At 44.7% G+C, this 22,573-nt stretch carries 16 protein-coding genes; 11 read left to right on the forward strand and 5 right to left on the reverse strand.

Annotated features, from left to right (window positions below; genetic code table 11):
* The first annotated feature begins 14 nt into the window (after window positions 1–14).
* From L1D31_RS13770 to csdA, 4 genes are all read left to right on the forward strand, one after another.
* Window positions 15–854, forward strand: coding sequence for an outer membrane protein OmpK (locus tag L1D31_RS13770; RefSeq protein WP_239837671.1), 840 nt, complete (start codon window positions 15–17; stop codon window positions 852–854).
* Window positions 855–968: 114 nt separating this feature from the next.
* Complete coding sequence (gene panE, locus L1D31_RS13775; protein ID WP_239837672.1) at window positions 969–1,856, forward strand: 2-dehydropantoate 2-reductase; 888 nt, start codon at window positions 969–971, stop codon at window positions 1,854–1,856.
* A complete protein-coding gene (locus L1D31_RS13780) occupies window positions 1,856–2,464 on the forward strand; it encodes a DJ-1 family glyoxalase III (RefSeq protein ID WP_239837673.1) in 609 nt (202 codons plus the stop codon). The genes panE and L1D31_RS13780 overlap by 1 nt, the downstream gene beginning before the upstream one ends.
* A complete protein-coding gene (gene csdA, locus L1D31_RS13785; protein ID WP_239837674.1) occupies window positions 2,458–3,669 on the forward strand; it encodes a cysteine desulfurase CsdA in 1,212 nt (403 codons plus the stop codon). The genes L1D31_RS13780 and csdA overlap by 7 nt, the downstream gene beginning before the upstream one ends.
* Before the next feature lie 77 nt (window positions 3,670–3,746).
* On the opposite strand, the gene radA is transcribed toward csdA, so the two are convergent.
* Window positions 3,747–5,126, reverse strand: a complete 1,380-nt coding sequence (radA, locus tag L1D31_RS13790) for a DNA repair protein RadA (protein WP_239837675.1) — start codon at window positions 5,124–5,126, stop codon at window positions 3,747–3,749.
* 134 nt (window positions 5,127–5,260) lie between these two features.
* On the opposite strand from radA, the gene L1D31_RS13795 reads away from it, so the two are divergent.
* Window positions 5,261–7,606, forward strand: coding sequence for a PilZ domain-containing protein (locus L1D31_RS13795; protein ID WP_239837676.1), 2,346 nt, complete (start codon window positions 5,261–5,263; stop codon window positions 7,604–7,606).
* 43 nt (window positions 7,607–7,649) lie between these two features.
* Here L1D31_RS13795 and serB read toward each other — a convergent pair whose 3' ends face one another.
* A complete protein-coding gene (gene serB / locus L1D31_RS13800; protein ID WP_239837677.1) occupies window positions 7,650–8,630 on the reverse strand; it encodes a phosphoserine phosphatase in 981 nt (326 codons plus the stop codon).
* A 103-nt stretch (window positions 8,631–8,733) separates the two neighbouring features.
* Here serB and L1D31_RS13805 point away from each other — a divergent pair, with 103 nt between their 5' ends.
* The 6 genes from L1D31_RS13805 to L1D31_RS13830 all read left to right on the forward strand — a co-directional run bounded on the left by L1D31_RS13805 (window position 8,734) and on the right by L1D31_RS13830 (window position 19,064).
* On the forward strand, window positions 8,734–9,339 hold the full coding sequence (locus L1D31_RS13805) for a YtjB family periplasmic protein (RefSeq protein WP_239837678.1): 606 nt from the start codon (window positions 8,734–8,736) through the stop codon (window positions 9,337–9,339).
* A 788-nt stretch (window positions 9,340–10,127) separates the two neighbouring features.
* On the forward strand, window positions 10,128–12,962 hold the full coding sequence (locus L1D31_RS13810) for a filamentous hemagglutinin N-terminal domain-containing protein (RefSeq protein WP_239837679.1): 2,835 nt from the start codon (window positions 10,128–10,130) through the stop codon (window positions 12,960–12,962).
* An 18-nt stretch (window positions 12,963–12,980) separates the two neighbouring features.
* On the forward strand, window positions 12,981–17,189 hold the full coding sequence (locus L1D31_RS13815) for a DUF637 domain-containing protein (protein ID WP_239837680.1): 4,209 nt from the start codon (window positions 12,981–12,983) through the stop codon (window positions 17,187–17,189).
* A 3-nt stretch (window positions 17,190–17,192) separates the two neighbouring features.
* Window positions 17,193–17,531 carry a ribonuclease toxin immunity protein CdiI gene (cdiI, locus tag L1D31_RS13820; protein ID WP_239837681.1) on the forward strand — a complete coding sequence of 113 codons (339 nt, stop codon included), beginning with the start codon at window positions 17,193–17,195 and terminating at the stop codon, window positions 17,529–17,531.
* A gap of 305 nt (window positions 17,532–17,836) precedes the next feature.
* Window positions 17,837–18,097, forward strand: a complete 261-nt coding sequence (locus L1D31_RS13825; RefSeq protein ID WP_239837682.1) for a hypothetical protein — start codon at window positions 17,837–17,839, stop codon at window positions 18,095–18,097.
* A gap of 10 nt (window positions 18,098–18,107) precedes the next feature.
* A complete protein-coding gene (locus tag L1D31_RS13830) occupies window positions 18,108–19,064 on the forward strand; it encodes an Imm49 family immunity protein (RefSeq protein ID WP_239837683.1) in 957 nt (318 codons plus the stop codon).
* 93 nt (window positions 19,065–19,157) lie between these two features.
* On the opposite strand, the gene deoD is transcribed toward L1D31_RS13830, so the two are convergent.
* The 3 genes from deoD to deoA all read right to left on the reverse strand — a co-directional run bounded on the left by deoD (window position 19,158) and on the right by deoA (window position 22,542).
* On the reverse strand, window positions 19,158–19,868 hold the full coding sequence (gene deoD, locus L1D31_RS13835; RefSeq protein WP_239837684.1) for a purine-nucleoside phosphorylase: 711 nt from the start codon (window positions 19,866–19,868) through the stop codon (window positions 19,158–19,160).
* A 66-nt stretch (window positions 19,869–19,934) separates the two neighbouring features.
* The gene (locus L1D31_RS13840; protein WP_239837685.1) at window positions 19,935–21,155 is read right to left on the reverse strand and encodes a phosphopentomutase; all 1,221 of its coding nucleotides are present in this window, start codon (window positions 21,153–21,155) and stop codon (window positions 19,935–19,937) included.
* A 58-nt stretch (window positions 21,156–21,213) separates the two neighbouring features.
* Window positions 21,214–22,542: a thymidine phosphorylase gene (gene deoA / locus L1D31_RS13845; protein ID WP_239837686.1), complete on the reverse strand. Its 1,329-nt coding sequence runs from the start codon at window positions 22,540–22,542 to the stop codon at window positions 21,214–21,216.
* Window positions 22,543–22,573 lie beyond the last annotated feature (31 nt).

A 22,573-nucleotide genomic window follows, 5' to 3' on the forward strand; every position in this document is an offset into this window, starting at 1 on the left:
TAGAGAGTCCCACTATGCGTAAATCACTTTTAGCTCTTGGTGTCGTAGCTGCAATGTCTGCACCGGCAATGGCTGCCGATTATTCTGACGGCGATATCCACAAGAACGACTACAAATGGATGCAGTTCAACCTAATGGGCGCGTTCAACGAAAAGCCAGGTAACTCAACGCACGATTATCTAGAAATGGAATTCGGCGGTCGTTCAGGTATTTTCGACCTATACGGTTACGTTGATGTATTTAACCTAACTTCCGATTCAAGTAGCGACAAAGATGATGTTCAAGCGAAAATGTTTATGAAGTTTGCGCCTCGTATGTCTCTTGATGCTGCTACTGGTAAAGATTTATCTTTTGGCCCAGTTAAAGAGCTATACATTGCTTCTGAAATTACATGGGATGGCGTGAACACTATCGCCGCAGATGCCAATGGTAATAACGGCACATTCGGTGTTAACCAGCAAAAAATCGGTATCGGTTCTGATGTTGAAGTACCATGGTTCGGTAAAATGGGGCTAAATCTATACAGTACGTACGATAGTAATGCTAAAGGCTGGAACGGCTTCCAACTATCAACTAACTGGTTTAAGCCTTTCTACTTCTTCGAAAATGGCTCATTTATCTCTTACCAAGGTTACCTAGACTTCAACTTTGCAATGGAAGATAACTCTGGTAACAAGTTTGGAACATCTTCAAGCACTGGCGGTGCGATGTTTAATGGTATCTACTGGCACTCAGATCGCTTCGCTGTGGGCTACGGTCTTAAACTTTACCAAGATGTTTATGGTATCGAAGACACTCCAGCATTCCGCTCTTCAGGTGTAACTAACTACGTAGCCGTGACTTACAAGTTCTAAGCCACTAATTGAAGTTCACTGCCTTAAAAATGGTACCTTCGGGTACCATTTTTTATTGGCTTTCGCTTAAACGGTGATTATCCTTGTGGGAAATTATCGGTTCGGCAAATCAGTGTGAATATCGTTATTATTGGTCCCGGTTCTATTGGTACGCTGTGGGCGACTAAACTTTCCATTTCAGGCCATCATGTTGCTGTTTGGTCGACTTCAAATAAACCTCACCTGAATCTACAACTTGGTGAACAATCGGCAATTCGATTTGATAATCAAAATATTGATTCTCTCAAACTGGCCGATTTACTATTAGTCACGGTAAAGGCGTGGCAGGTTGAACAAGCACTGACGCCATTAAAAAAGCATATTGCTCCTGAAACCATGATCGCTCTCATGCACAATGGCATGGGAACCGATGAATGGCTTCACAGCACTTTTCCTGACAATCCTTTACTCCTTGCTACCACCACACACGGTGCTTATAAGCCAACCCGACACCGCGTCATACACACAGGCGCAGGAATAACTCAGATAGGCGGCATTAATCATTTAGGGAAACAATGTCACTTTCTCCAAGAAGTAATGCAGCATGCACTTCCCGAAGTCACGTGGTGTGACAATATAGAACACGCTTTGTGGCTCAAGCTGGCTATTAACTGTGCGATTAACCCCCTAACAGCCACCTTACATATCAGAAATGGTGATTTGGCAGCTATGCAGTATAAGAACCAACTCACTGCTATCATCCAAGAAGTCTTTCAAGTCATCTCTGCGAGCTCGATTCCCATCGAGCTACCCATACTGGAATCGACGGTTTACCAAGTCATCAATACCACAGCTAAAAACTTTTCTTCCATGCAACAAGACATTTACTATAAACGTAAAAGTGAAATTGATTTTATTACTGGTTACTTGCTGAAACAGGCTAAAATTCACAATATTCAAACCCCTGAAAATCAAGCGCTCTACACGCAAATCAAACATATTGAACAAAGCTGGGAATCTTAATGAGCAAAAATGTACTGATCCCGATTGCACCGGGCACAGAAGAAATGGAAGCCGTCACGATTATCGACATGATGGTTCGCGCAGGGTATGACGTGACTGTCGCTAGCGCAGATTTCGAAGGTCAGCTCACAATGAAAGCCTCTAGAGGGGTGACACTCACTGCTGATTGTAAACTAGTCGATATCGCTGATGATGAGTTTGATGCTGTTATCTTACCGGGCGGTGTAGAGGGCGCTGAAAACTTCCGTGACAGCACCGTACTGGTTGAGATTGTTCGACAGCAAATGTATGAAGGCAAGTTAGTCGCAGCGATATGTGCAGCCCCAGCTTTAGTGCTCGCTCATCACAAGCTGTATTCAGATGCTCTCATGACTTGCCACCCTCATTTTGAATCTTATATCAATGAAAAGAACTGGCGTGTTAAACGAGTCACTTACGACATCAATCACAACTTATTGACCAGCCAAGGCCCAGGCACTGCCCTTGAGTTTGCCATGGAAATCATCATTAACTTATCGGGGAAAGAGCACGCATGGACAGTTGCAGAGCCGATGGTAACCATTCCCACATTGCAATATCACAAACTAGGTGGTCTTGAATCATGCTAGATGTCCAATCTATCAGGTCACAATTCCCTGCCCTTCAACAAAGCATTAACGGTGAAGATCTGGTCTACCTTGATAGTGCTGCGACCACTCAGAAACCTGAGTGTGTCATCAGCACTATTACTGACTACTACCGTTCGCAAAACGCCAATGTCCATCGTGGTAGTCACAGCCTCACAGCACAAGCCACCAGCCAATTTGAATCAGCTCGTCAGACCGTGGCAGATTTTATCGGCGCAGCGACTAGTAAGGAAATTATCTGGACACGTGGCGCGACCGAAGCATTGAACCTCATTGCTCAAACCTACGCAAGAAGTACACTTAAACCGAATGACGAAATTCTGGTTGGTGAAATGGAACACCACGCCAATATCGTTCCGTGGCAAATTGTCGCTGAGCAAACTGGGGCAAAAGTTGTGAAAGTTCCAATGACTGAAGGTTGCCAATGGGACATGAACGCCTTTATCGACTTGTTATCCAATAAAACCAGACTCGTCGCTCTCGCTCATATGACTAACGTAACAGGTAGCCGCCTGCCAATTGAAGATGTGATTGCTCACGCGCATAAAGTTGGAGCTAAAGTGGTCATTGACGGAGCTCAGGGGATCGTCCACGAAAAAGTCGATGTAAAACGTTTAAACGCCGATTTTTACGTTTTTTCTGGGCACAAGCTTTATGCACCCGCAGGAATAGGCGCTCTGTACGGTAAACTGCCACTACTGGAGGCCATGCCTCCATGGCATGGTGGCGGGAAAATGGTCGAGAAAGTCTCGTTTTCTGGCACCACATTCAGCCAGTTACCCGGTAAATTTGAAGCGGGTACCCCTAACGTAGCCGGAGCTCTTGCATTAGCTACAGCGATCCACTGGTACCAAGGCTTCACACATAATGTGGTCGAGCAACACATTCATCATTTAGTAAAAGATACATATCGAAGGCTTTCCGCTCTTGAAGATGTCAGAGTCCTTGGTTACCAACCAAATGCATCTGTAGTGTCTTTTGTGATTGAGGGTGTCCACCATCAAGATATTGCAACATTACTTGACCAACAAGGGATTGCAGTTCGCGCTGGCCACCATTGTGCTCACCCATTAATGGATGCTCTTAACGTAAAAGGCACAGTTCGAGTATCTTTTGCCATTTACAACACCCAACAAGACGTAGATCGATTGATCTGCGCCGTCGAGAAAGCACTGGACATGCTTTAGATACAAAGGATGAAGGGTTGACATAACATGCCAACCCTCCGCTTTCAATTTCGTCGGTAACAGCTCAAACCTAAGATCTATAGCTCATCAAATGCCTCAATTGCCTCTGACAACTTCTTCACACCATGGATCTGCATACCTGCAATGCCACCTTTTGGCATATTAGCCGCAGGTACAATGGCCTTCTTAAAGCCATGCTTGAAAGCCTCATTGAGTCTTTCCTGTCCACTCGGTACCGGGCGAATCTCTCCCGCTAGGCCAACTTCACCAAAAATAACCACATCTTTTGGCATAACACGATCACGAAAGCTTGATAGTAATGCCATCACTAAAGCTAAATCCGCGCTGGTTTCAGTGACCTTGACGCCACCGACCACATTAACGAAGACGTCTTGATCCGCCATCTGTAGTCCACCATGCTTGTGTAAAACGGCCAGTAAAAGCGACAATCGGTTCTGCTCCAGCCCGACAGCAACACGTCTTGGGTTTGCCAACTGAGAATAATCAACCAAGGCCTGAATTTCGACTAATAGAGGGCGTGTGCCTTCCCATACCACCATCACTGAGCTACCAGACGTTTCTTCCTCACCACGAGAGAGAAAAATCGCTGACGGGTTACTGACTTCTTTTAACCCCTGCCCTGTCATCGCAAACACCCCCAACTCGTTGACAGCGCCAAAACGGTTTTTGTGACTGCGCATCGTTCTGAAACGGTTATCGGTACCGCCGTCCAGTAACACTGAGCAGTCAATAATATGCTCAAGGACTTTCGGCCCAGCCAAGGTGCCATCTTTCGTTACATGGCCAACAATAAATACCGAGACATTGTTCTGTTTTGCATATCGTGTTAATGCCGTTGCAGACTCACGTACTTGCGCCACGCTACCGGGTGATGATTGAACATCTGCCACATGCATCACCTGAATTGAGTCGATAACCATGATTTTTGGCTGCTCTTTTTCTGCAATCTGGCAGATCCGGTCAACATTAGTCTCAGAAAGCATCTTGAGGTTATCTTTAGGTAAACCCAGTCGTGACGCTCGCATCGCAACCTGCTGCAACGACTCTTCCCCCGTCACGTATAATGTAGGCATCTGTGAAGCGAGATAGCACATCGTCTGCAGAAGCAGAGTAGATTTACCCGCTCCTGGGTTACCACCAATCAGAATCGCCGCCCCCGGAACTACACCACCACCAAGCACTCGGTCAAACTCTTTGAAGCCACTGGTAAAGCGTGGTACTTCTTGCAAATCAATGTCAGATAAGGTTTGAACTTGCGTTTCCCCAGAGTTTCCAGCATAGCCCGCTAAACGTTCATTTCGTGCTGCGGCTGGCGATGCTGCCAATCGGACTTCACTAATCGTATTCCACGAACCACAAGCATTACACTGCCCCTGCCAACGCGGGAAATCCGCACCGCAGTCATTACACACGTATGCTCTTTTTGCCTTCGCCATATCACCTCTGACCTGTATTTGTGACAATGCCGTTATCATTCGTCACCTATTAACCTTGATTCGGTGTAACATATCATTAAAGATCTTTATATCAAGGCCGATATTTAGCGTAAGGGACAAGCTACCAAAAATATATGCAACAGCCAGAGATTTTATCTTTAGCAGAACGATTGATTCCTGCTTACAATTCCGATGATTTTGAATACCTTCTCGAGCAAATGACTGAAGGAGAGCCCCCATCGGTTAAAATTCTGGTCAAGATGGAACTTAATCGAGTCATGGCCCCTTGCACTAAACCGGTAGACCTTCGTGGTCGGGTAAAAGGGGAATGTCGAGAATATGAACTCGACGGCGTGAAGCATTGGCTCGATGATGTCGCTTTCAATGCCTACCACAAAAATACCCGTAAGTTTGGTGGTTATACCGAAGGTGTTTGGGAAGCGCTATGCAACACTCACAACAACTTTAGGGTGATGCAAAAGCGAGGCAAACCACAGGGTATCGAGTTTTCTGAAAAGAGCACGGCATACGATGTGGAAGCCATCAACTTGGGCTATGATCTCAAACGCCGTGAAAATCGCCTCAAGCTTTCCACGCAGATAGAGTTTCAAATCAACAGAGATCAACTGGTTCACGCGACAACCGTCGATATTTCTCCATCCGGAGCCAAGTTTAAAGCACCCTCTGCATTCAATTATAAACTTGGCGAAGTCATAGCTGTTCGTTTCGTTGAATTGATAAAAGACAGCGAAGTCGAAGGGCTAGATACTCCCATTAGTTATCGGATTGTCGGTATTGATGACTCATATGAAAATGATGCGGTCAAGTATCTACGATTGTTGAAGCTTGATGAGTCAAATGTTGTTGAGCAAGTCATAGAAGATAAGCTAAAAAATGATAACCAACGCAGCCGACATGACAATCAAGACAAAGTCATTCGTGCTCGTTCTCGAGGCTATGAGCATACGTTTCTCAAGCATACCTGTAATTTACCCGTGTTCTTTAGTGGCAGCGAACTCAAACTGGCATTGATGACAGAGAACAATCAACCTATTTGGCAATACTGGCAAGACGAGCGCAATCAACAAACATTAACCAGCTTGTTTAATAAAGAGCGCATTGAACAGTTAACCAAGCCCGGTATGCGTGGCAGTAACAATGTGTTTTACTCCTTCACTCATGAGCATCAAGGTAAGACTTTGTTCTTCTCAATGATGATGCCTGAAGCAACACGAGAAGTGCGTCAGTTATTCTGGCATGTCGGTGCAAAAAAAGAGAGCTGGAGAGCATTTCGCTTGCATGTCTTCGAACTGTCTGATGAAGAGCGTACCGAACTTTCTAAACATTCTACTGAGCTGGATTTCCAAACTCACTTGCTCACTCATTGCGGTATTCTTCAGGAGCTTTCCACTCAGTCCACCCATCAGGATTACTTGCTGACTTCTAAACCCAGAATCCCTAGTAGTAGCCTCAATCGCTTCTGCCACGCGCGTAACCCAGAAAATAATCCGGTTTGCCTTTATTTTGATGCAAAATCTCGTCGTAAGGAACCTCGCTTTCAGTTTCGCTCACCAATAGAAATGACTTGCGATACAAATGTGGTGCATGCAGGCGTAACATTGGATATTTCGAAGCGCGGTATCAGTGTGGCTTTGACCTCTCCAAGTAAACTTAAAGCTGGGGACACATGTTCTGTTAACTTTAAAGAACTCAGCCTTTATGACAAGAAGCTGCCTCTCGACAGCGTTCCTTACAAAGTTATTCGCATTTCGCCGGGTGGAAAACGTCTCCAGCTCGTCATGCTTGAAGACAGTAACACAATGCGCACCATTGCTTTTTTTGGCCGGCTGATTGAGCATAACCAAGATAAGCTCGTCGCCAAAAAAGAGCTTTTGCCAAGTAACCAGCTACTTGAAGGATTGCATGATATCTTACTCGACAAAGTTGTGAGTACGCCTATCTTCGTAGAAAAACGAGGGAGAAATCTTAAACCTCGTGTCATTGGTGTTAACTACCCGCTTTCACCGCCGTTAGTGGTATTGGCAAAATTAGGGCAGGAAGAAAACTTTTCCGTCGAACCTATCTACAAAGGTCATACGAATACTCTGCTTGCCCAGCCGATGCGACATATTGATGGGGCGCAGCCACAATTCCAAGAAATATACTTGTCTATCACACAGTTTGGTACACGAATTCAGTCGTATGAATCCAAACTGGTGAGCGAATTCAGCGCAGTTAAAGAGCGTATTTCTTTTATTAAAAACGCTCAAGCAATCGGTGAATTCTACGCCCTTCGAGTTTGTAGTGCGCCGGTGTTTGATCCCATGAGTGCCCTTCTTCAGGAAGATATCAAAGAACTTGCGCCGATCAGTATGCATCAAGCTAGAAGCTTAGAAAAAGAGATTTATGGTATCGTCGGCTATAGTGAAATAACGGATATTACAGAAGAAGTGCTTATTCGCCTTGAATTGAGCCAATAAACACTGAGCAGACAGAAGCGAGGGTTTCCCCTCGCAACTTGCATTACGGAGCAGGCTTAAAACTGATCTTTTTCTGCTTAGCCAACGCCGCCGATAAAATACACAGCACGCCTCCAAGCCCGACATAACGCACTGCAGTTTGTGCTTGCTGTTCCACTTTTGGCTTAGCATGAAATGCGATACCTAAACCGGCAGCGGCCATCATCACCAGATCATTAGCCCCATCACCAACAGCAATCGTATTGTGCGGCTCTATGTCATATTGTTCCGCTAACTCTTCGAGAATATCCGCTTTAGTTTGGGCTGAAACCACATCACCCAGCACCTTGCCAGTCAGCTTTCCATCAATAATTTCCAGCTGGTTAGACTGAGCATGATCTAATTTCAACGTGTCTTTCAGAAAATCTGAAAAATAGGTAAAGCCGCCAGAAGCAATCGCTGTTTTCCAGCCAAATCGACGTAAGGTATGTACCAATTCAGGAAGGTCTGGCATCAAAGGGAGTTCGCTTCTAACGCTAGACAAAATACTCTCATCAGCCCCAGTGAGTGCTCCGACACGCTGACGTAAGCTCTGTTCAAAATCCAGCTCACCCTGCATGGCTCGTTCAGTGACCTCTGCCACTTCCTCACCTACTCCAGCCAGTTTAGCTATCTCATCAATGCACTCAATTTGAATAGCCGTGGAGTCCATATCCATTACGATAAGGCCCGGTTTTGACAAATCAGGCAATTCATTCAGCGGTGCATAATCGAGCTCAATCCCTTGCAAAATCTTTTCATGTTCTGGGGTCAACTCACCTTGCATTAAAGCGACTTCATAACGGCCAACTTTCCACACATCCACGACAGCATTATATTTACCGGTAAAAAAATCGATATCTTCGAAGTGTTGAGGAGACAAATACTCCGCAAAAACAATCCAATTGGCTTTCGCTTTATCAAATTGGCTGGATAAACGCACCTCTGGAATTCGGTTAAACAGTGAAGTATGTTTTTGAATAGAAAGGGTCTTAAACGTTTCCATGTAAATCATTCCTAAAAAACCTCCTCACACGTTAACCTATTGCAATTTAGCTGCGCAAGTATCAATATGCTCTATAGCAAAATTAACCTCAGATTAGGTGAGTATGGAATCCTCTCTGTTCTCATTTCGCATGGCTTTAAGAGCGCTCGCTATCCTGTCCTTGATTGCGATGGTCGGTGTGATTGGTGTTAACAGCGTAAAAATTACCAAAGGCAACGAGCAAATCCAAAAGAACCAATTGGAAACACTCACAAAGGTGTTGGTGTCTCAAGCTTCTTTATCAGCAGGTGAGATGATCGTTAATCAAGATCAGGAGCGCCTACTGAAGTTAACTAACCAACTGGCTAAAGACAATCTCGTATTTGATGCCACCATTTATGACGCAGAAGGCATTCGCTTAGCCTCAAGTGACAAAGGGAAAAGTGTACGTGAGATTCTGGGTTTAGATACACCGCTTGAAACCGCTCGAATTGGCAAACAGCAGCTTGTTGAGCCAATCATGCATGATAGCGCTATGATTGGTTTTGTGCGTATCACTTTTGAAACCGGTAAAGTAACTGCCTTTTCTGATCACTACTACCGTAAAAGTGATCGTTATATGTACACTATGGTTGGAATGAGCTTTATTGCAGGGTTGCTACTAGCGATTGTGATTCGAAGAAAGCCCAAACGTAAAGGTGAAAACCTACTGCTCAAAGAAATGAGTTAACGAATGACACTGCTGTCTCGATAATTTACCCCACGAATAGATAAAGTCGTTGGTTTGATAGCAGCTGAGGTAGGCATTATTAAACCCCATTAAATTGGAAGACCAATTATAGCTAACAGGGCTAGCAATATGGCCAAATCTCAATTCTTAGCAGTAATAAGCATTAATTGTGAACACATACCAGAAATGGATAGACTTAAAGTCACTAGGTCTACTACATCACTGAACTTCAATTCCCCATCATTATTGGCTGTACTGCTGATACATTTGTACAAACTCGCCAGAAAATGATCTCATAAAGCCACACCGAGGTGATCATCAAACTGGCTCACCCAACCTACTTAATCAAGTATTTCATGCCGTACTGAATCCAAATAGCGCTCACTAGGCCAAGCAAGTCCATAGGTAATAACAACTCCCGCCTCTATCTGTGTGGTATTCAACATTTTTATCTGTGGGTGTTAGTTTCTTGTGACGTACACCACTCAATATATACACAGTGCAAATAATTAATCTTTTCTTATTTTTACATCTTGTTTTGATTCACCTATCAAATATCATTAGCGCTCTTAAATTACTTTTAATAATGAAAATTACATTACTTTGACTGGAATACAGTTTTAGTCGCTTTTATTTAACCTCAGTTTCTGTGGAAACAGGATTAGAGTAAAAATCGCCTTGGTAATTATGCTATTACGCTGTGATTTTCACTTTTCAGATGTAACCAACCTAATATTATGAAATCAATACTCACGAAAGTCTGTTCACTATTGCCTATTGGAGCTGTGGTGACACTGTTATCAGTGTCATTGACCGTCAGTTCTGCACCAGTTGGCTCACCACCTGTTGCATGGCCAAATACTCAATGTGCTTTACCTAATGCCACCTTAGTAGATGGCGTGTGCCAAAGCTCATTTAAGTTTGAACCTCACTATACCTGCCCAGCCAACGCTAGCCTTAATCACAGTAATGCCCGATGCTACGGCAGTGAAAATAAGCCTATGGTTTTTTCCTGCCCGAGTGGTTATAACTTGATCGATGGTAAAAAAGGAAAGGAATGTGAGAAGGTTTTATTTTCTGAAGCGTGTAAAACGTTCAACACACCATTTTTAATTGGGCTTTATAAAGCATGCTTAAATAAGACATTGCATACATTTGATTTTGCTTGGTTTAAAGACACAGACATTGTGTATAGCAAAACACCTGAACCCATGTATAAAAAGGTAGACACTAAGCGCCCAACCTTAGTCTGCCCACGAAGCTTCAAGCCAAGCGGCGGTTATTGCCGAAAAAATACCACAGCTGCGGCTCAACCAGTATGTGCGAGCAATCAAACGCTAGGCCGCAGTTTGGGCTTTCCCGCTTGTATCGAAAATCGCAAATTGCCCGAGCAGACATCGCTTAAAGGCTACATTGGCGATGGCGAAATCACCCCAAGTACACAGCTTGAGTCAACCGCAATTTACGGTCAGTCAGAAAATCAACTACTGATGATTGATGCAGGCAACCAGAGCAATGTATCCCATATGCGGTTTGAGCATTTTAACCAAGATGAGAAACGCTTGTCATTGGTCAACAACCCCAAGCTGAATTCAAACCTTGCTGAGCAAGCGCCGCCTCAGTTAATCGTCATTGAGCATACCGGCATTGCCCCCATGGTGCTTGGTAAAATCGAAGTGCTTGGCCGCGCGGCGGATTTGCTCTTTATTAGTCAAGCGGGCGTGATTTGTCAGTCCTGTCAATTTAGCAATACCCAGCGTGTCACCATCGCAACCGGCGACGCCGAGTTTGACCGACACGGGGCGCTTACGAGCATCTCAACCAATCAAGGTGAAATTCAAGTACGTGGCACTGATGGTTTAATCACAGATGATGCGCTGATGGTCACCTTGTTGGCAAACCGTGTCAATCTTGATGGCCCTATCTCCACTTTAGCCAAGGCGCATAAAACCATCGATGGTGAGATTGTGCTTGATCCTAATGGTGAGTTAATTGCCTCACAAGGTAATGTACAAATTATTGCTGGTCGTGTTACCCATAATTATTCGACAAGCAATAACCAAGTCGATGTGGTTGAGAACAGTGTACCATTGATAGTCAAATACCCGATTGATGCGGGCAGTGTTTGGTTGCAAACCACCAATCAGTACAGTGATATTGTGGTGGAAAATCATATCAACACCAAAGCCGATATTACCGTGCTTAGCGACTACCAAACTCACCAAGGTGATGAAAGTCGTTCCCAGCTATTGCTTTCTAATGGCAATATTCATATTCAGAGCTTTGCTACTATCACATTAAAAGACGCAACCTTATCCACTTCTTCCAATGTCAATTTGCAAGGTCAAAATGTTAGAGTTCGCCCGCTAGACAGCTTTAAAGCCGCCAGTATAAAAGCAGGCTTAGTCAATGTAGCGGCCGAATTCGAATTTGAAAGCCAAGGCTTGCTCAGTGCCGATGAGATAAAAGTTGCCGCTAAGTTTGTGAACAATATTGGCGGTGAGCTGATCGCGGTAAACAGCTTATACATTAACGGTGAAGAAAACATCAATAACTACAACCAAGGCCTACTCGCAGCAAGTGATGTCACTCTAGTAAGCAAAAAGTCGATTACCAATGGTTGGCTCGAAGGTTTTCAGTGTGAATATCCTGAAAACAGTTTTGATCAAGCACCTACGCCTTTGAGCAATTCAGAGGGGTCACTAACCAATAAAACAAGCTCTCGACGTAGTAGTGGTGATATTCATATTAATGAAAATCAGATTCAGCTCGGAACAGCTTCTGGTTTAGCAGCCAATGCGCAAAAAAAATGTGCTGAACAAGGTAAAGTGGTTTCAGAAATAGATGTCGATAACCGCCGTTCACTTATCATCGGCTTTAACATTGCGATGCAAGCGCCTAATGTATTGAATGTAAACCCTCAGCTTAAAAAACGTTCAAATGTCAGAGCAGCTAATGATGCACCAATAGTCTTTGATCTAAAAGACACCTTTGAAACCCTAATCTCGGCCGAAAATAACCTCTATATTGAAGCATCAAACTCTTTCAAAAACGTTTCATCAGCACTTGAAGTGTTGACGGGTAATTTAAGTGTCCGTGCACCAAGAGTCAGTAACGAACGCTACTTTATTGAGTCAAGTACCAATGTCGATAAGTCTCGCCCTCATCGAGATACCCATATCAAAGAAACCACACAATACGTGAAATCCTTGTCTCCTCCACCTTACTTATTGGTAGGCGGCAACTTCTATATTGATGGAGGCAGAAAGGCTGAGGGTCAAAGCGACAGTTCTTTTTCATCAGCACTTATAAACGAAGCAGGGAGTGTCGAGGTGTTGGGTACGCTAGCAGGCAACATCGCCAGTTTGCGCTCGCTGGGTTTAGTTACCCAAGCACGAGTAGACCGCAGAGTTACCCATCACCATGCCGAGCGTTATTGTTCAAGACGTGTGTTTAGAAAATGTATCAGTCACAAAATACGCCGCTGGACCACCACCAGCTTCCATGTCGATAAAAACCAAATTAATGGTCAGCTTATTTCACTGTTTGATATCCAACGTCCTAACACCGAAATTCAAGGGCTATTGGCAACAGGTGATATTTCCTACGGTAAAGACTTCTAAAAATAACGAATAAAAAAGATGATGGATAAAAACGAATTAAGCGAGTTGAGCCATGAATTGCCTCGCTGGAAAAAAATCACCGCGAGTGTGATGCTCCCGGTACTCACAATGACATTTACAGCGCCGACTCTGGCGAATATACGCATCAATCAGACTATTGAGCAACTTGAAGATCATTTGGCGTCTTCGAGTCGCTACTTGCTTGATGCTCAAGTCGATAATTATATTGAGCAATACAATCAAAACCTTGCTCAATTGGACATTCGAGATGGTTTAACTGATTTACTTACCACCATCTTTAATGATTACCCGCAATTTAAGCCAGAAATCGATTGGGCTCCCATAAGTGGTGATGTTACCTTCTTTGTTCCGTTACCAACACCTAAAGCCTATGGTAATGGTGCATTGCAACGTGAAATCATACGTTTTCAGCTTAAGCAGCTGATAGGCAGCAGCCGTATTTCAGAACTAGGGTTTGGTAGTTATGAGCAAATGCAGACCGAGTACTACCAAAACGCGATTTCGTTTATGCAAGAAACAGGGCATCGATTTGGCGATAACTTGTCTCAGCAAGATATCGATAATCTGCAATACGACATCATTTGGCCAGAAAAACGCCACTTGCCCGGTGTGGGACGTGTATTTATACCTTTTGTTTATCTCACTTCAAGAACCATTGATGCCCAATCTCGTTGCGTAAAAAGTGGTATTCCAACTCCGCGTTTGTCTGAATACGACAAGGCCTCCCTGCAACATGCCATAGCAAAAGGTATGTCTGACTTGGTACATGAATCACGCGAGAGTAGCAGCCATTACCATGAACGCTTTTCTTCGCCACTGACACAGCTAACTGACGGGCTCGCGCAGTTCTATAAGCAAAGTAGTGAAGATGCGACTATCCGCTTTGAAAACTACGATTGCCAAACCGGAGAGCCTGAAACGCCAGATTACATCGGTTCTGCCTATATTCAGCGGGATCTTGTACGTCAACAACTGAATGTCTTACTCAATCGCAGCTATCTTGTCGCACCTAAAGCCTACGACACCTATGAAGAGATGGCGCAAGAACTATATCAAAATGGTTTCCAATACTTACGATCCAATGGCCTAATTTTTGGCCAAAAGCTGACCCAAGCTCAAATGAATAGTCTGACTGAGGATATGCTTTGGCCTGAGTTTGAGATTCTTGCCAATGGCTCTAAGGTTTTGGTACCAAGAATCTATCTGACTGCACAAACCGTAAAAGCCAACAAAGTCGATGGCACGACATTTAGTCTTGGTGAAGGTACCATTACGGCAACAGATTTTCTCAATAAAGGCGGTAAAGTGCTTGCCATGCGAGATACGTTAATTCGTACTCGTAATAGCTTTATCAATGATAAGGGGCATTTGAGTGCCAAAGAAGGCATTCAGATTGAAGTCGGCGGTTTATTGTCTAACCTTTCTGGAACGATAGAAGGCCGAGACGTTAAACTCACGGCTTATGCACTGAAAAACCAAACCTTAGTCTACCGTTATGACCACGCCTACGGGTTTAATGAGCAAGCTCAGCAACTGGCGAAAATTGAATCTTTTGGTGATCTTAATATTCAAACTGCCAGCCACTTTGTAAGCATCGGGGGTCAGTTCTCTTCCCAAGGTGACTTGAAGGTCAATGCCGGCGGTACAGTACAACTGCTTCCTGCTGAAGTGCGCCATAGCGATGCACAAAGCGGTCATGGTTGGAGTCAATCGAGTCAGTCATTGACCAATATACAAACCAAAATGTCCGCAATCGATTTGCTGTCTATTGCTACTAAGCAAACTCTTAAATCGAAAGGTTCTATTTTAGAGAGCGAGGGCACCATTGAGCTCTTGGCAGGGCAAGGTATATATCTACTCGCCGCGCAGGATCAAGCAAGCTATCACAAACTCTTTGAAGCTGGCGGAAGCGGTGTCTTTGGTTCATCAGAAAAACGAGAGGAAAGCGAACAACGCTCGCGGGTGATTGCTACGTTATTGCGCGCAGGCCATGACTTAATTCTAAAAACTGAGGCAGCTCCGGTTCAGCTTAAAGCGACTCGCTTAACCAGTCATGGTTTGACCAAGATTGTTGCTGACACTATCGATATTGGAGTTGAATTAGAAAAATACTTCTACAGCAAATCGGAGTCGTTCGAAGGTTCGTTGTCTTTTGGCAATAAGGGATATGGGGTTTCAAAAGAAACCGCGCATATGACTGAGTTTCGCGCTCAAGGAGGATTAATTCTTGATGCACGAAATGGCATCACCGTTGAATTGCCAAGAAACCCATATCAGACTCATCTTGATCATAACGCGTTAATTGATCAGCTGGCACAAAATGACGGGCTGAGTTGGTTAAAAGATGTCAAAGATGCTAACCCAGAAGCTAACTGGAGAGAAATTGATTTAGTTTTAGAGCAGTGGGACTACGATCAGTCTGGGTTGACCCCTGCGGCAATGACGATTTTAGCAGTAGCAGTGGCAGTGGCAACAGGCGGAACTGGCGTTGCAGGTCTAGCGGGTGTTAGCGCATCTGCTGGCGCAACATCGGCGGCTATGGCGGCTGGGATTAACGCATTGGCGATGCAGGCGACAGCCTCATTGTTAGCCAATGGCGGTGATATCTCAGACACCTTCGATCAGTTGACCAGCAAAGATTCAATTCGTGGACTGGCAACATCAATGATCACTGCAGGTGTTATGCAGGGGCTCGATTTAAACTTTGTTTCTGAGGGGCTTAATGGTGTTGGCGTTAATGAGGTTGTCGCTGATATTGCTCAACAATCGGCAAACTCGATTCTTTCATCTGTAGTTGCGGTTCAAGTTAACAGCCTCCTTTCTGGTGATGGTTTAAGTGGCATCGATGATTTTGACAATATGGTCGTCAATGCTCTCGTGACTTCTTCGATCTCTACGGTTGGCCCAAAATTAGCCAACAAGATCAGTGAAGCCAAGACGGGTGAGAATCCTATTTCAACCGCGTCTGGTTACATCGCTCACGCAGCGCTTGGCTGTGCTCTTGGGGCTGCACGTCAAATTGCAGCTGGGGGTAATAGTAACGAAAATGTATCAGGTTGTGGAAGCGGTGCGGCTGGAGCCGTGATTGGTGAGTTTGCAGCGGAGCTATACAAAAGCAATACGGACTTCGAGGAAAAGCTTGCATTACTGGAATCTGAGTCACGTAATTTCTCAAGTAAGTTTCTTAATGACATGAATGATCCAGAGATTAACCCGCAATCACTGGCGTACCGTCAGCAGCTAATCCAAGATCTGCTGAAGATACAAAAGATGGGGGGGGATATCGGTCGATTAGTCGCAGGGATAACTCTCTTTGCAACCGGAGCGAATCATAGCAACATTGATCATGCTATGTTTGCTGGCGGGAATTCAGCTGAAAATAATGCTTTCTTTATACCGGCTCTGATATTTGCGTTTAATACGTTAATGGTCGCCCTCTTAGCGCAAAGCATTAAAGAAACCGTAGAAGAAGTTTGGGATATTATAGAGAATCCCGAAAACCTGACCGATGAGGTTATCGAAGCCAAAGTCAAAGAATTATTGGTTGATAAGCTGATTGAGATGGGAATAGACCATATCTTGAGATTAAAGCTGGTCAAAAAAGGGAAGGAGGCCATTCTTGAGGCAATAGAAGATTGGTCCGCTGACGATGTGCTAGATAAGATGATCGACCATGCCAAGACTGATGGTCAGATGTCACCCCACCTTGACCAGTTAGAGCAGCTTCGAGAGAAAGTCAGTGATCCTAGTAAGCCAAAGCCTATGTTCCCCGATGGTATGGCTTTCAAACCGAATATCAAAACCCACATCAGTACTGTAGATGGATTCTCTCAAAAGAGGGGCGTTTCAGGTGGACATAATATGGATGCGTTTAATCAAATTGTTGCTGATAAGGATTTAAAAATTGTTACTAGTACTGACCATGCTACAATCACTGGGATAACTCATATTCAGTATCAAATTCCATCGTTTGACAGAGAGGGGAATGTTACCGGGTATAAGAAGGAGCTGTTCGAAAAAACAATTTATGATCCTAGAGTGTTCTCTAATAATAAAATCATGGAACTAGGTCAGGCAGCGGCTGCAAAAGGCTATTCGGACGCTCTTTCTCAAGGATTAGCTCAATTTACCGCAGAGGCTGGTGGTATGAAGTTTAGAGTCTATGTGAGAGATGGTATTATTAATAACTTTCATCCGGAAATGTAGTAAATGAACGAAGAATTATTTAAGAACTTTAATCGGAATACTGATCCTTTCAGGATATGTAAAGAGTTTTTTAATGCGAGAAACAACATTGCTTTTCTAAGCTCTATTGGTTATTTACTGGAAGGTATAAGTTACGGTGACGAGTACAGTAGTTGTGAGTTTCCTGACAACTTGGAAGATGATGAAGAGCCTTTTGAAGGTGTTCGCTTTAGATTTTTTGATGATGAAGTTATTGTGTCGGATGAAGTATTTAAGGATTTGGTGGTTTTGGCGTGCGAGAGGTATGAAGAAATTCATCCGCATAAATCATCAGAGATAAGAGATTTGCTATCACGTTTATAAAGAATAAAATGGTAAAAGGCGAGTTTCCAAGATTTTATGCTCTCGACCCAGAGCATAAGCAGTTATTCCCTCATCAAACCTCTGATGCCTAATAGGTCATAAACTTAAAGCCCCTTAGCTCAAATGCTAAGGGGCTTTTTATATGCTTCAAAGCCACTTTTGGTCCAAACGCAAAACGTTTACAATCAGCTTATCCGGGCAGTAACCAAAAGAACCGTCAATTTGACCAAATATGGCAAGACGCGCAGGGCAACATCCATATCCTTGAAGCCAAAGGCGGTTCCTCTTCATTGGGGGCGGCTAAGTTGGGCAATGAAGTGGTGCAGCAAGGCTCACCAGCTTACACCACTAAGGTGATTGGTGAGATGAAAACTTGGTTTGAAGAAAACCATAGTAGTCTGACCCCAAAGGAGTATAGCGATTACAAGTATATGCTGGGTATGCTTGATGAGCAGCGTGATACACTGCAATACAAAGTGGTTAGGCAACATATTAATGACGGTGGCGTGCCAACTGGCGTGCAAGTGACGGGTTACGATGTAAAACCCAGCAGTCAAAGGCATTAAAGGAGCTGTAATGTTATCAAAAAGAAATCACTACTGGGAGTGCGTTCGCGACGAGGACGAAGAATTTATCCAGATGGTTAAAGATTCCGAATACGATGCGTATGAGCGAATAATAAAGGGGTTTGAGGCTGATAATACTAAGTATTTACCTGAGAGCTTCTTCTTTAATATGGTAACCGAGAACCTTTTTCGCCACCATGAAACCAATGCGGTCACTGCGCAGTATTTGTATGAATATTGTCAAGTGCTGAGTAACCGAGTGCTACTGTATTACTATCAAGGGGAAAAGCACTGTCAGTTGTTTCGTCACTACCAAATTCCTTATGGTCCCTACCAAATGAATGTGGTGCTGACCATCGATGAGTGGTTAGATGCTTTGATGATGAATGTGCTGCTTGGCGACCCATGTGGTTTTGGCCAAAAGCTACTGCGTATTCCTGAAGAAAACATCTATGCCTTTATCGAAGAAACGGATGAGGTCAAAGACTTTCGCCGTGTGCTGTTTCGCTTAGTGCGGGCATTTTTTATTGATGATGATCCAGTGCCAATAGGTGAGCGGATCAATGATCTGGTGCGTTACTCCACTCCTGAATATGTGGGCGAGGAGTTAGTGCAAGATTACACCAATTATTTGCTCTTACCCTTGGCGGAACTTTTGGTGTCGATTCATCACCCAGATAGGGAAACTCGCTACCCTGCTAAGCTTAAGCAAGCGCTGGAGTGCCATATTCAGTATTACACCGATGTCGGCAAAGCGGATTCACCCAGCATTAAAGGTGATAGAAAAGGCTGGTTTGCTATTTGGATCACGGCGTTGGCTGCACACGCATATGAAGCGCGCGGTCTTGAGCCGACCATTGACAGCGAATATATGCCGCTGTGGTTGGTAAAAGGCGAGTTTCCAAGATTTTATGCTCTCGACCCAGAGCATAAGCAGTTATTCCCTCATCAAACCTCTGATGCCTAATAGGTCATAAACTTAAAGCCCCTTAGCTCAAATGCTAAGGGGCTTTTTATATACGCTCAGTTAAAAAACTACCGCTTTAACTTTATCAACAACTCAGTCTAATAGAACTGAATCTAGCGCAATAATCATCATGTCATTGAAAGTCGTCTGACGCTCATCTGATGTTGTCTGCTCGCCCGTTTTGATGTGATCAGACACAGTACAGATAGTCAAAGCTTTCGCACCGTACTCAGCACAAACGCCGTAGATGCCTGCTGCTTCCATCTCAACACCGACAATACCGTACTTGTCCATCACATCGAACATCTCAGGATCTGGTGTGTAGAACAGTTCAGCGGAAAACAGGTTACCCACTTTAACTTCGATACCACGTGCTTTCGCTGCCTCTTCCGCTGCACGAACCATCTTATAATCAGCGATAGCAGCAAAGTCATGGCCTTTAAAGCGAATACGGTTCACTTTAGAGTCGGTACAAGCGCCCATCCCGATAACGACATCACGTACCTTGATATCTTCACTTACTGCACCACAGCTACCGACACGGATGATTTTCTTCACACCGTAATCTTTAATCAGCTCAGTAGCATAGATTGAACAAGATGGGATACCCATGCCGTGGCCCATCACTGATACTTTACGACCTTTGTAAGTGCCAGTGAAACCGAACATATTACGCACATCACAGACCTGAACGACATCTTCGAGGAATGTTTCTGCAATGTACTTCGCGCGTAGCGGGTCACCCGGCATAAGAACAACGTCTGCGAATGCACCCATTTCAGCATTAATATGTGGAGTTGCCATGTCTGTTAATTCCTTAACTCAGTTAAACGTTGTTAGAGAGGTAAGATACCTCCCTAACCATCTCAATTATAAAAAGTTCTTACCGTAATCCATTGGTGAAGTACCAAAGTACGTCGCCAGTGTTTGGCCAATGTCAGCAAAAGAATCGCGTAAACCTAACGAACCTGCTGGGACTTTCTGGCCATAAACAATCACAGGAATGTGCTCACGCGTATGGTCAGTACCTGGCCAAGTTGGGTCACAGCCGTGGTCGGCCGTCAGGATCAGAAGATCGTCCTCTTCCATCATCTCTATCACTTCATGGATACGACCATCGAAGTACTCAAGCGCAGCAGCATAACCAGCTACATCACGACGGTGACCATAGGCTGAATCAAAATCAACAAAGTTGGTGAAGACGATAGTATTATCACCCGCTTCTTTGATGGCCTCTTTGGTTGCTTCAAAAAGTGCCGGAATGCCGGTTGCTTTGGTCTTCTTGGTGATACCACAGCCAGCGTAAATGTCAGAAATCTTACCAATCGAGTGAACTTCACCGCCCTTCTCGTCAACAAGTTTCTGTAGAATCGTCGCTGAAGGTGGTTCAACAGACAGATCACGGCGATTACCAGTACGCTCAAACTGGCCTTTACCCGGTCCAACGAATGGACGAGCAATAACACGGCCGATGTTGTAGTCTTCAAGCTCTTCACGTGCGATCTGACAAAGCTCAAGCAAGCGCTCTAAACCAAAAGTTTCTTCATGGCAAGCAATCTGGAATACCGAATCCGCCGACGTATAGAAGATAGGTTGCCCTGTCTTCATATGCTCTTCACCAAGATCATCCAGAACCTGAGTGCCCGATGCATGGCAGTTACCAAGGAAACCGTCTAGACCAGCACGCTCAAGAATGCGATCGGTGAGTTCTTTCGGGAAACTGTTTGTTTTGTCGGTAAAGTAGCCCCAGTCAAACAGAACTGGCACACCAGCAATTTCCCAGTGGCCTGACGGTGTATCTTTACCTGAAGACAGCTCAGCAGCATAGCCGTAAGCACCAATAATGTCCGCCTCTGTATCTAAGCCTGGCGCAAAGTGACCTGTTGACTCTTTGTGAGCCATGGCTAAACCAATCTTTGACAGATTAGGCAACGTCAGTGGCCCTTGACGATCAGCGTTGTCTGCTAAACCTTTCTCACACTGCTCAGCGATATGGCCTAACGTATCTGAACCAACATCACCAAATTTTTCAGCGTCAGCTGTCGCACCAATTCCAAATGAATCCAGTACTAAAATAAATGCTCTTTTCATTGCTCTTCCTCAGGCCTCCGTTAATCTTTTTATATGGAGGCCTTAGTGTAATTTTTGATTAAACGTCTTCTGCGCGGATCTGACGATAAACCTCAGGCGTAGGCGTATAGTCACCACCGATAGTAATAGCCTGTTTAAGCGCTTCAGCCGCTTCAAGCCATTGCTCTTCACTACGTGCATGAATCACAGCCAGCGGTTTATTACTCGATGCTTTTTCACCAAGGCGGATAAACCCGTCAAAGCCGACCGCGTAGTCAATTTCGTCTGTAGCAACACGGCGACCGCCACCCATGGAGACAACCGCCATACCGATTGCACGCGTATCCATTGCCGATACAATACCGTCTTCATCAGCAAAGACTGGTTTGATGATTTCTGCTTTTTCCAGATAGTTTTCGTAGTTTTCAACAAAATCAGCAGGGCCACCTAAGCCCGCAACCATCTTGCCAAAACACTGAGCCGCTTTACCGTTGTCCAGTACTTCCATCAACTTCGCGCGTGCCTCTTCCGTATTCTCAGCAAGCTTGCCAAGCACCAACATTTCCGCACACGATGCCATGGTCACTTCGAGTAAACGAGGGTTACGATATTCGCCAGTCAGGAACTGAACCGCTTCACGTACTTCAACAGCATTACCCGCTGAAGACGCCAATACTTGGTTCATGTCAGTTAGGATAGCTGTTGTCTTGGTACCTGCACCGTTTGCGACTGCTACGATAGATTTAGCGAGTTCTTCAGATGCTTGATAGGTTGGCATGAATGCGCCTGAACCCACTTTCACATCCATAACCAATGACTCAAGGCCAGCAGCGAGTTTCTTAGACAGGATTGAAGCCGTGATCAGTGAAATGTTGTCCACCGTTGCGGTAATGTCGCGAGTTGCGTAAACACGCTTATCGGCTGGCGCTAAGTCGCCGGTTTGACCAATGATGGCGACACCTGCGTCTTTCGTGACATCACCGAACACTTCATTGGTTGGCGTGATGTTGTAGCCTGGAATCGACTCCAGCTTATCTAGCGTACCGCCAGTGTGACCAAGGCCTCGGCCAGAGATCATTGGAACGAAACCGCCACATGCCGCGACCATTGGGCCAAGCATCAGTGAAGTGACATCTCCCACCCCGCCTGTTGAATGCTTATCAACGATTGGGCCGCCAAATTCTTTATGGCTCCAATCGATAACCATACCGGAATCACGCATCGCGCACGTCAGCGCAATACGCTCTGGCATTGTCATTTCATTGAAAAAGATAGCCATCGCAAAGGCTGCGATTTGACCTTCAGAAACGGTGTTTTTAGCCACACCTTGGATAAAGAAATTGATTTCGTCGGCAGTCAGGACTTCGCCGTCGCGTTTTTTACGAATGATTTCTTGAGGTAAATACATTAGTTCCTCCCACACAAACAAGGTGGTTAGT

The sequence above is a fragment of the Vibrio sp. Isolate23 genome (genome assembly GCF_022398095.1).
Lineage (GTDB): Bacteria > Pseudomonadota > Gammaproteobacteria > Enterobacterales > Vibrionaceae > Vibrio > Vibrio coralliilyticus_A.

Coding starts and splice junctions, on each gene's coding strand:
- L1D31_RS13815 (WP_239837680.1), top strand. CDS start 12,981: ATGATGGATAAAAACGAATTAAGCGAGTTGAGCCATGAATTGCCTCGC.
- L1D31_RS13795 (WP_239837676.1), top strand. CDS start 5,261: ATGCAACAGCCAGAGATTTTATCTTTAGCAGAACGATTGATTCCTGCT.
- deoD (WP_239837684.1), bottom strand. CDS start 19,868: ATGGCAACTCCACATATTAATGCTGAAATGGGTGCATTCGCAGACGTT.
- deoA (WP_239837686.1), bottom strand. CDS start 22,542: ATGTATTTACCTCAAGAAATCATTCGTAAAAAACGCGACGGCGAAGTC.
- radA (WP_239837675.1), bottom strand. CDS start 5,126: ATGGCGAAGGCAAAAAGAGCATACGTGTGTAATGACTGCGGTGCGGAT.
- csdA (WP_239837674.1), top strand. CDS start 2,458: ATGCTAGATGTCCAATCTATCAGGTCACAATTCCCTGCCCTTCAACAA.
- serB (WP_239837677.1), bottom strand. CDS start 8,630: ATGGAAACGTTTAAGACCCTTTCTATTCAAAAACATACTTCACTGTTT.
- L1D31_RS13805 (WP_239837678.1), top strand. CDS start 8,734: ATGGAATCCTCTCTGTTCTCATTTCGCATGGCTTTAAGAGCGCTCGCT.
- cdiI (WP_239837681.1), top strand. CDS start 17,193: ATGAACGAAGAATTATTTAAGAACTTTAATCGGAATACTGATCCTTTC.
- L1D31_RS13830 (WP_239837683.1), top strand. CDS start 18,108: ATGTTATCAAAAAGAAATCACTACTGGGAGTGCGTTCGCGACGAGGAC.
- L1D31_RS13840 (WP_239837685.1), bottom strand. CDS start 21,155: ATGAAAAGAGCATTTATTTTAGTACTGGATTCATTTGGAATTGGTGCG.
- L1D31_RS13780 (WP_239837673.1), top strand. CDS start 1,856: ATGAGCAAAAATGTACTGATCCCGATTGCACCGGGCACAGAAGAAATG.
- L1D31_RS13770 (WP_239837671.1), top strand. CDS start 15: ATGCGTAAATCACTTTTAGCTCTTGGTGTCGTAGCTGCAATGTCTGCA.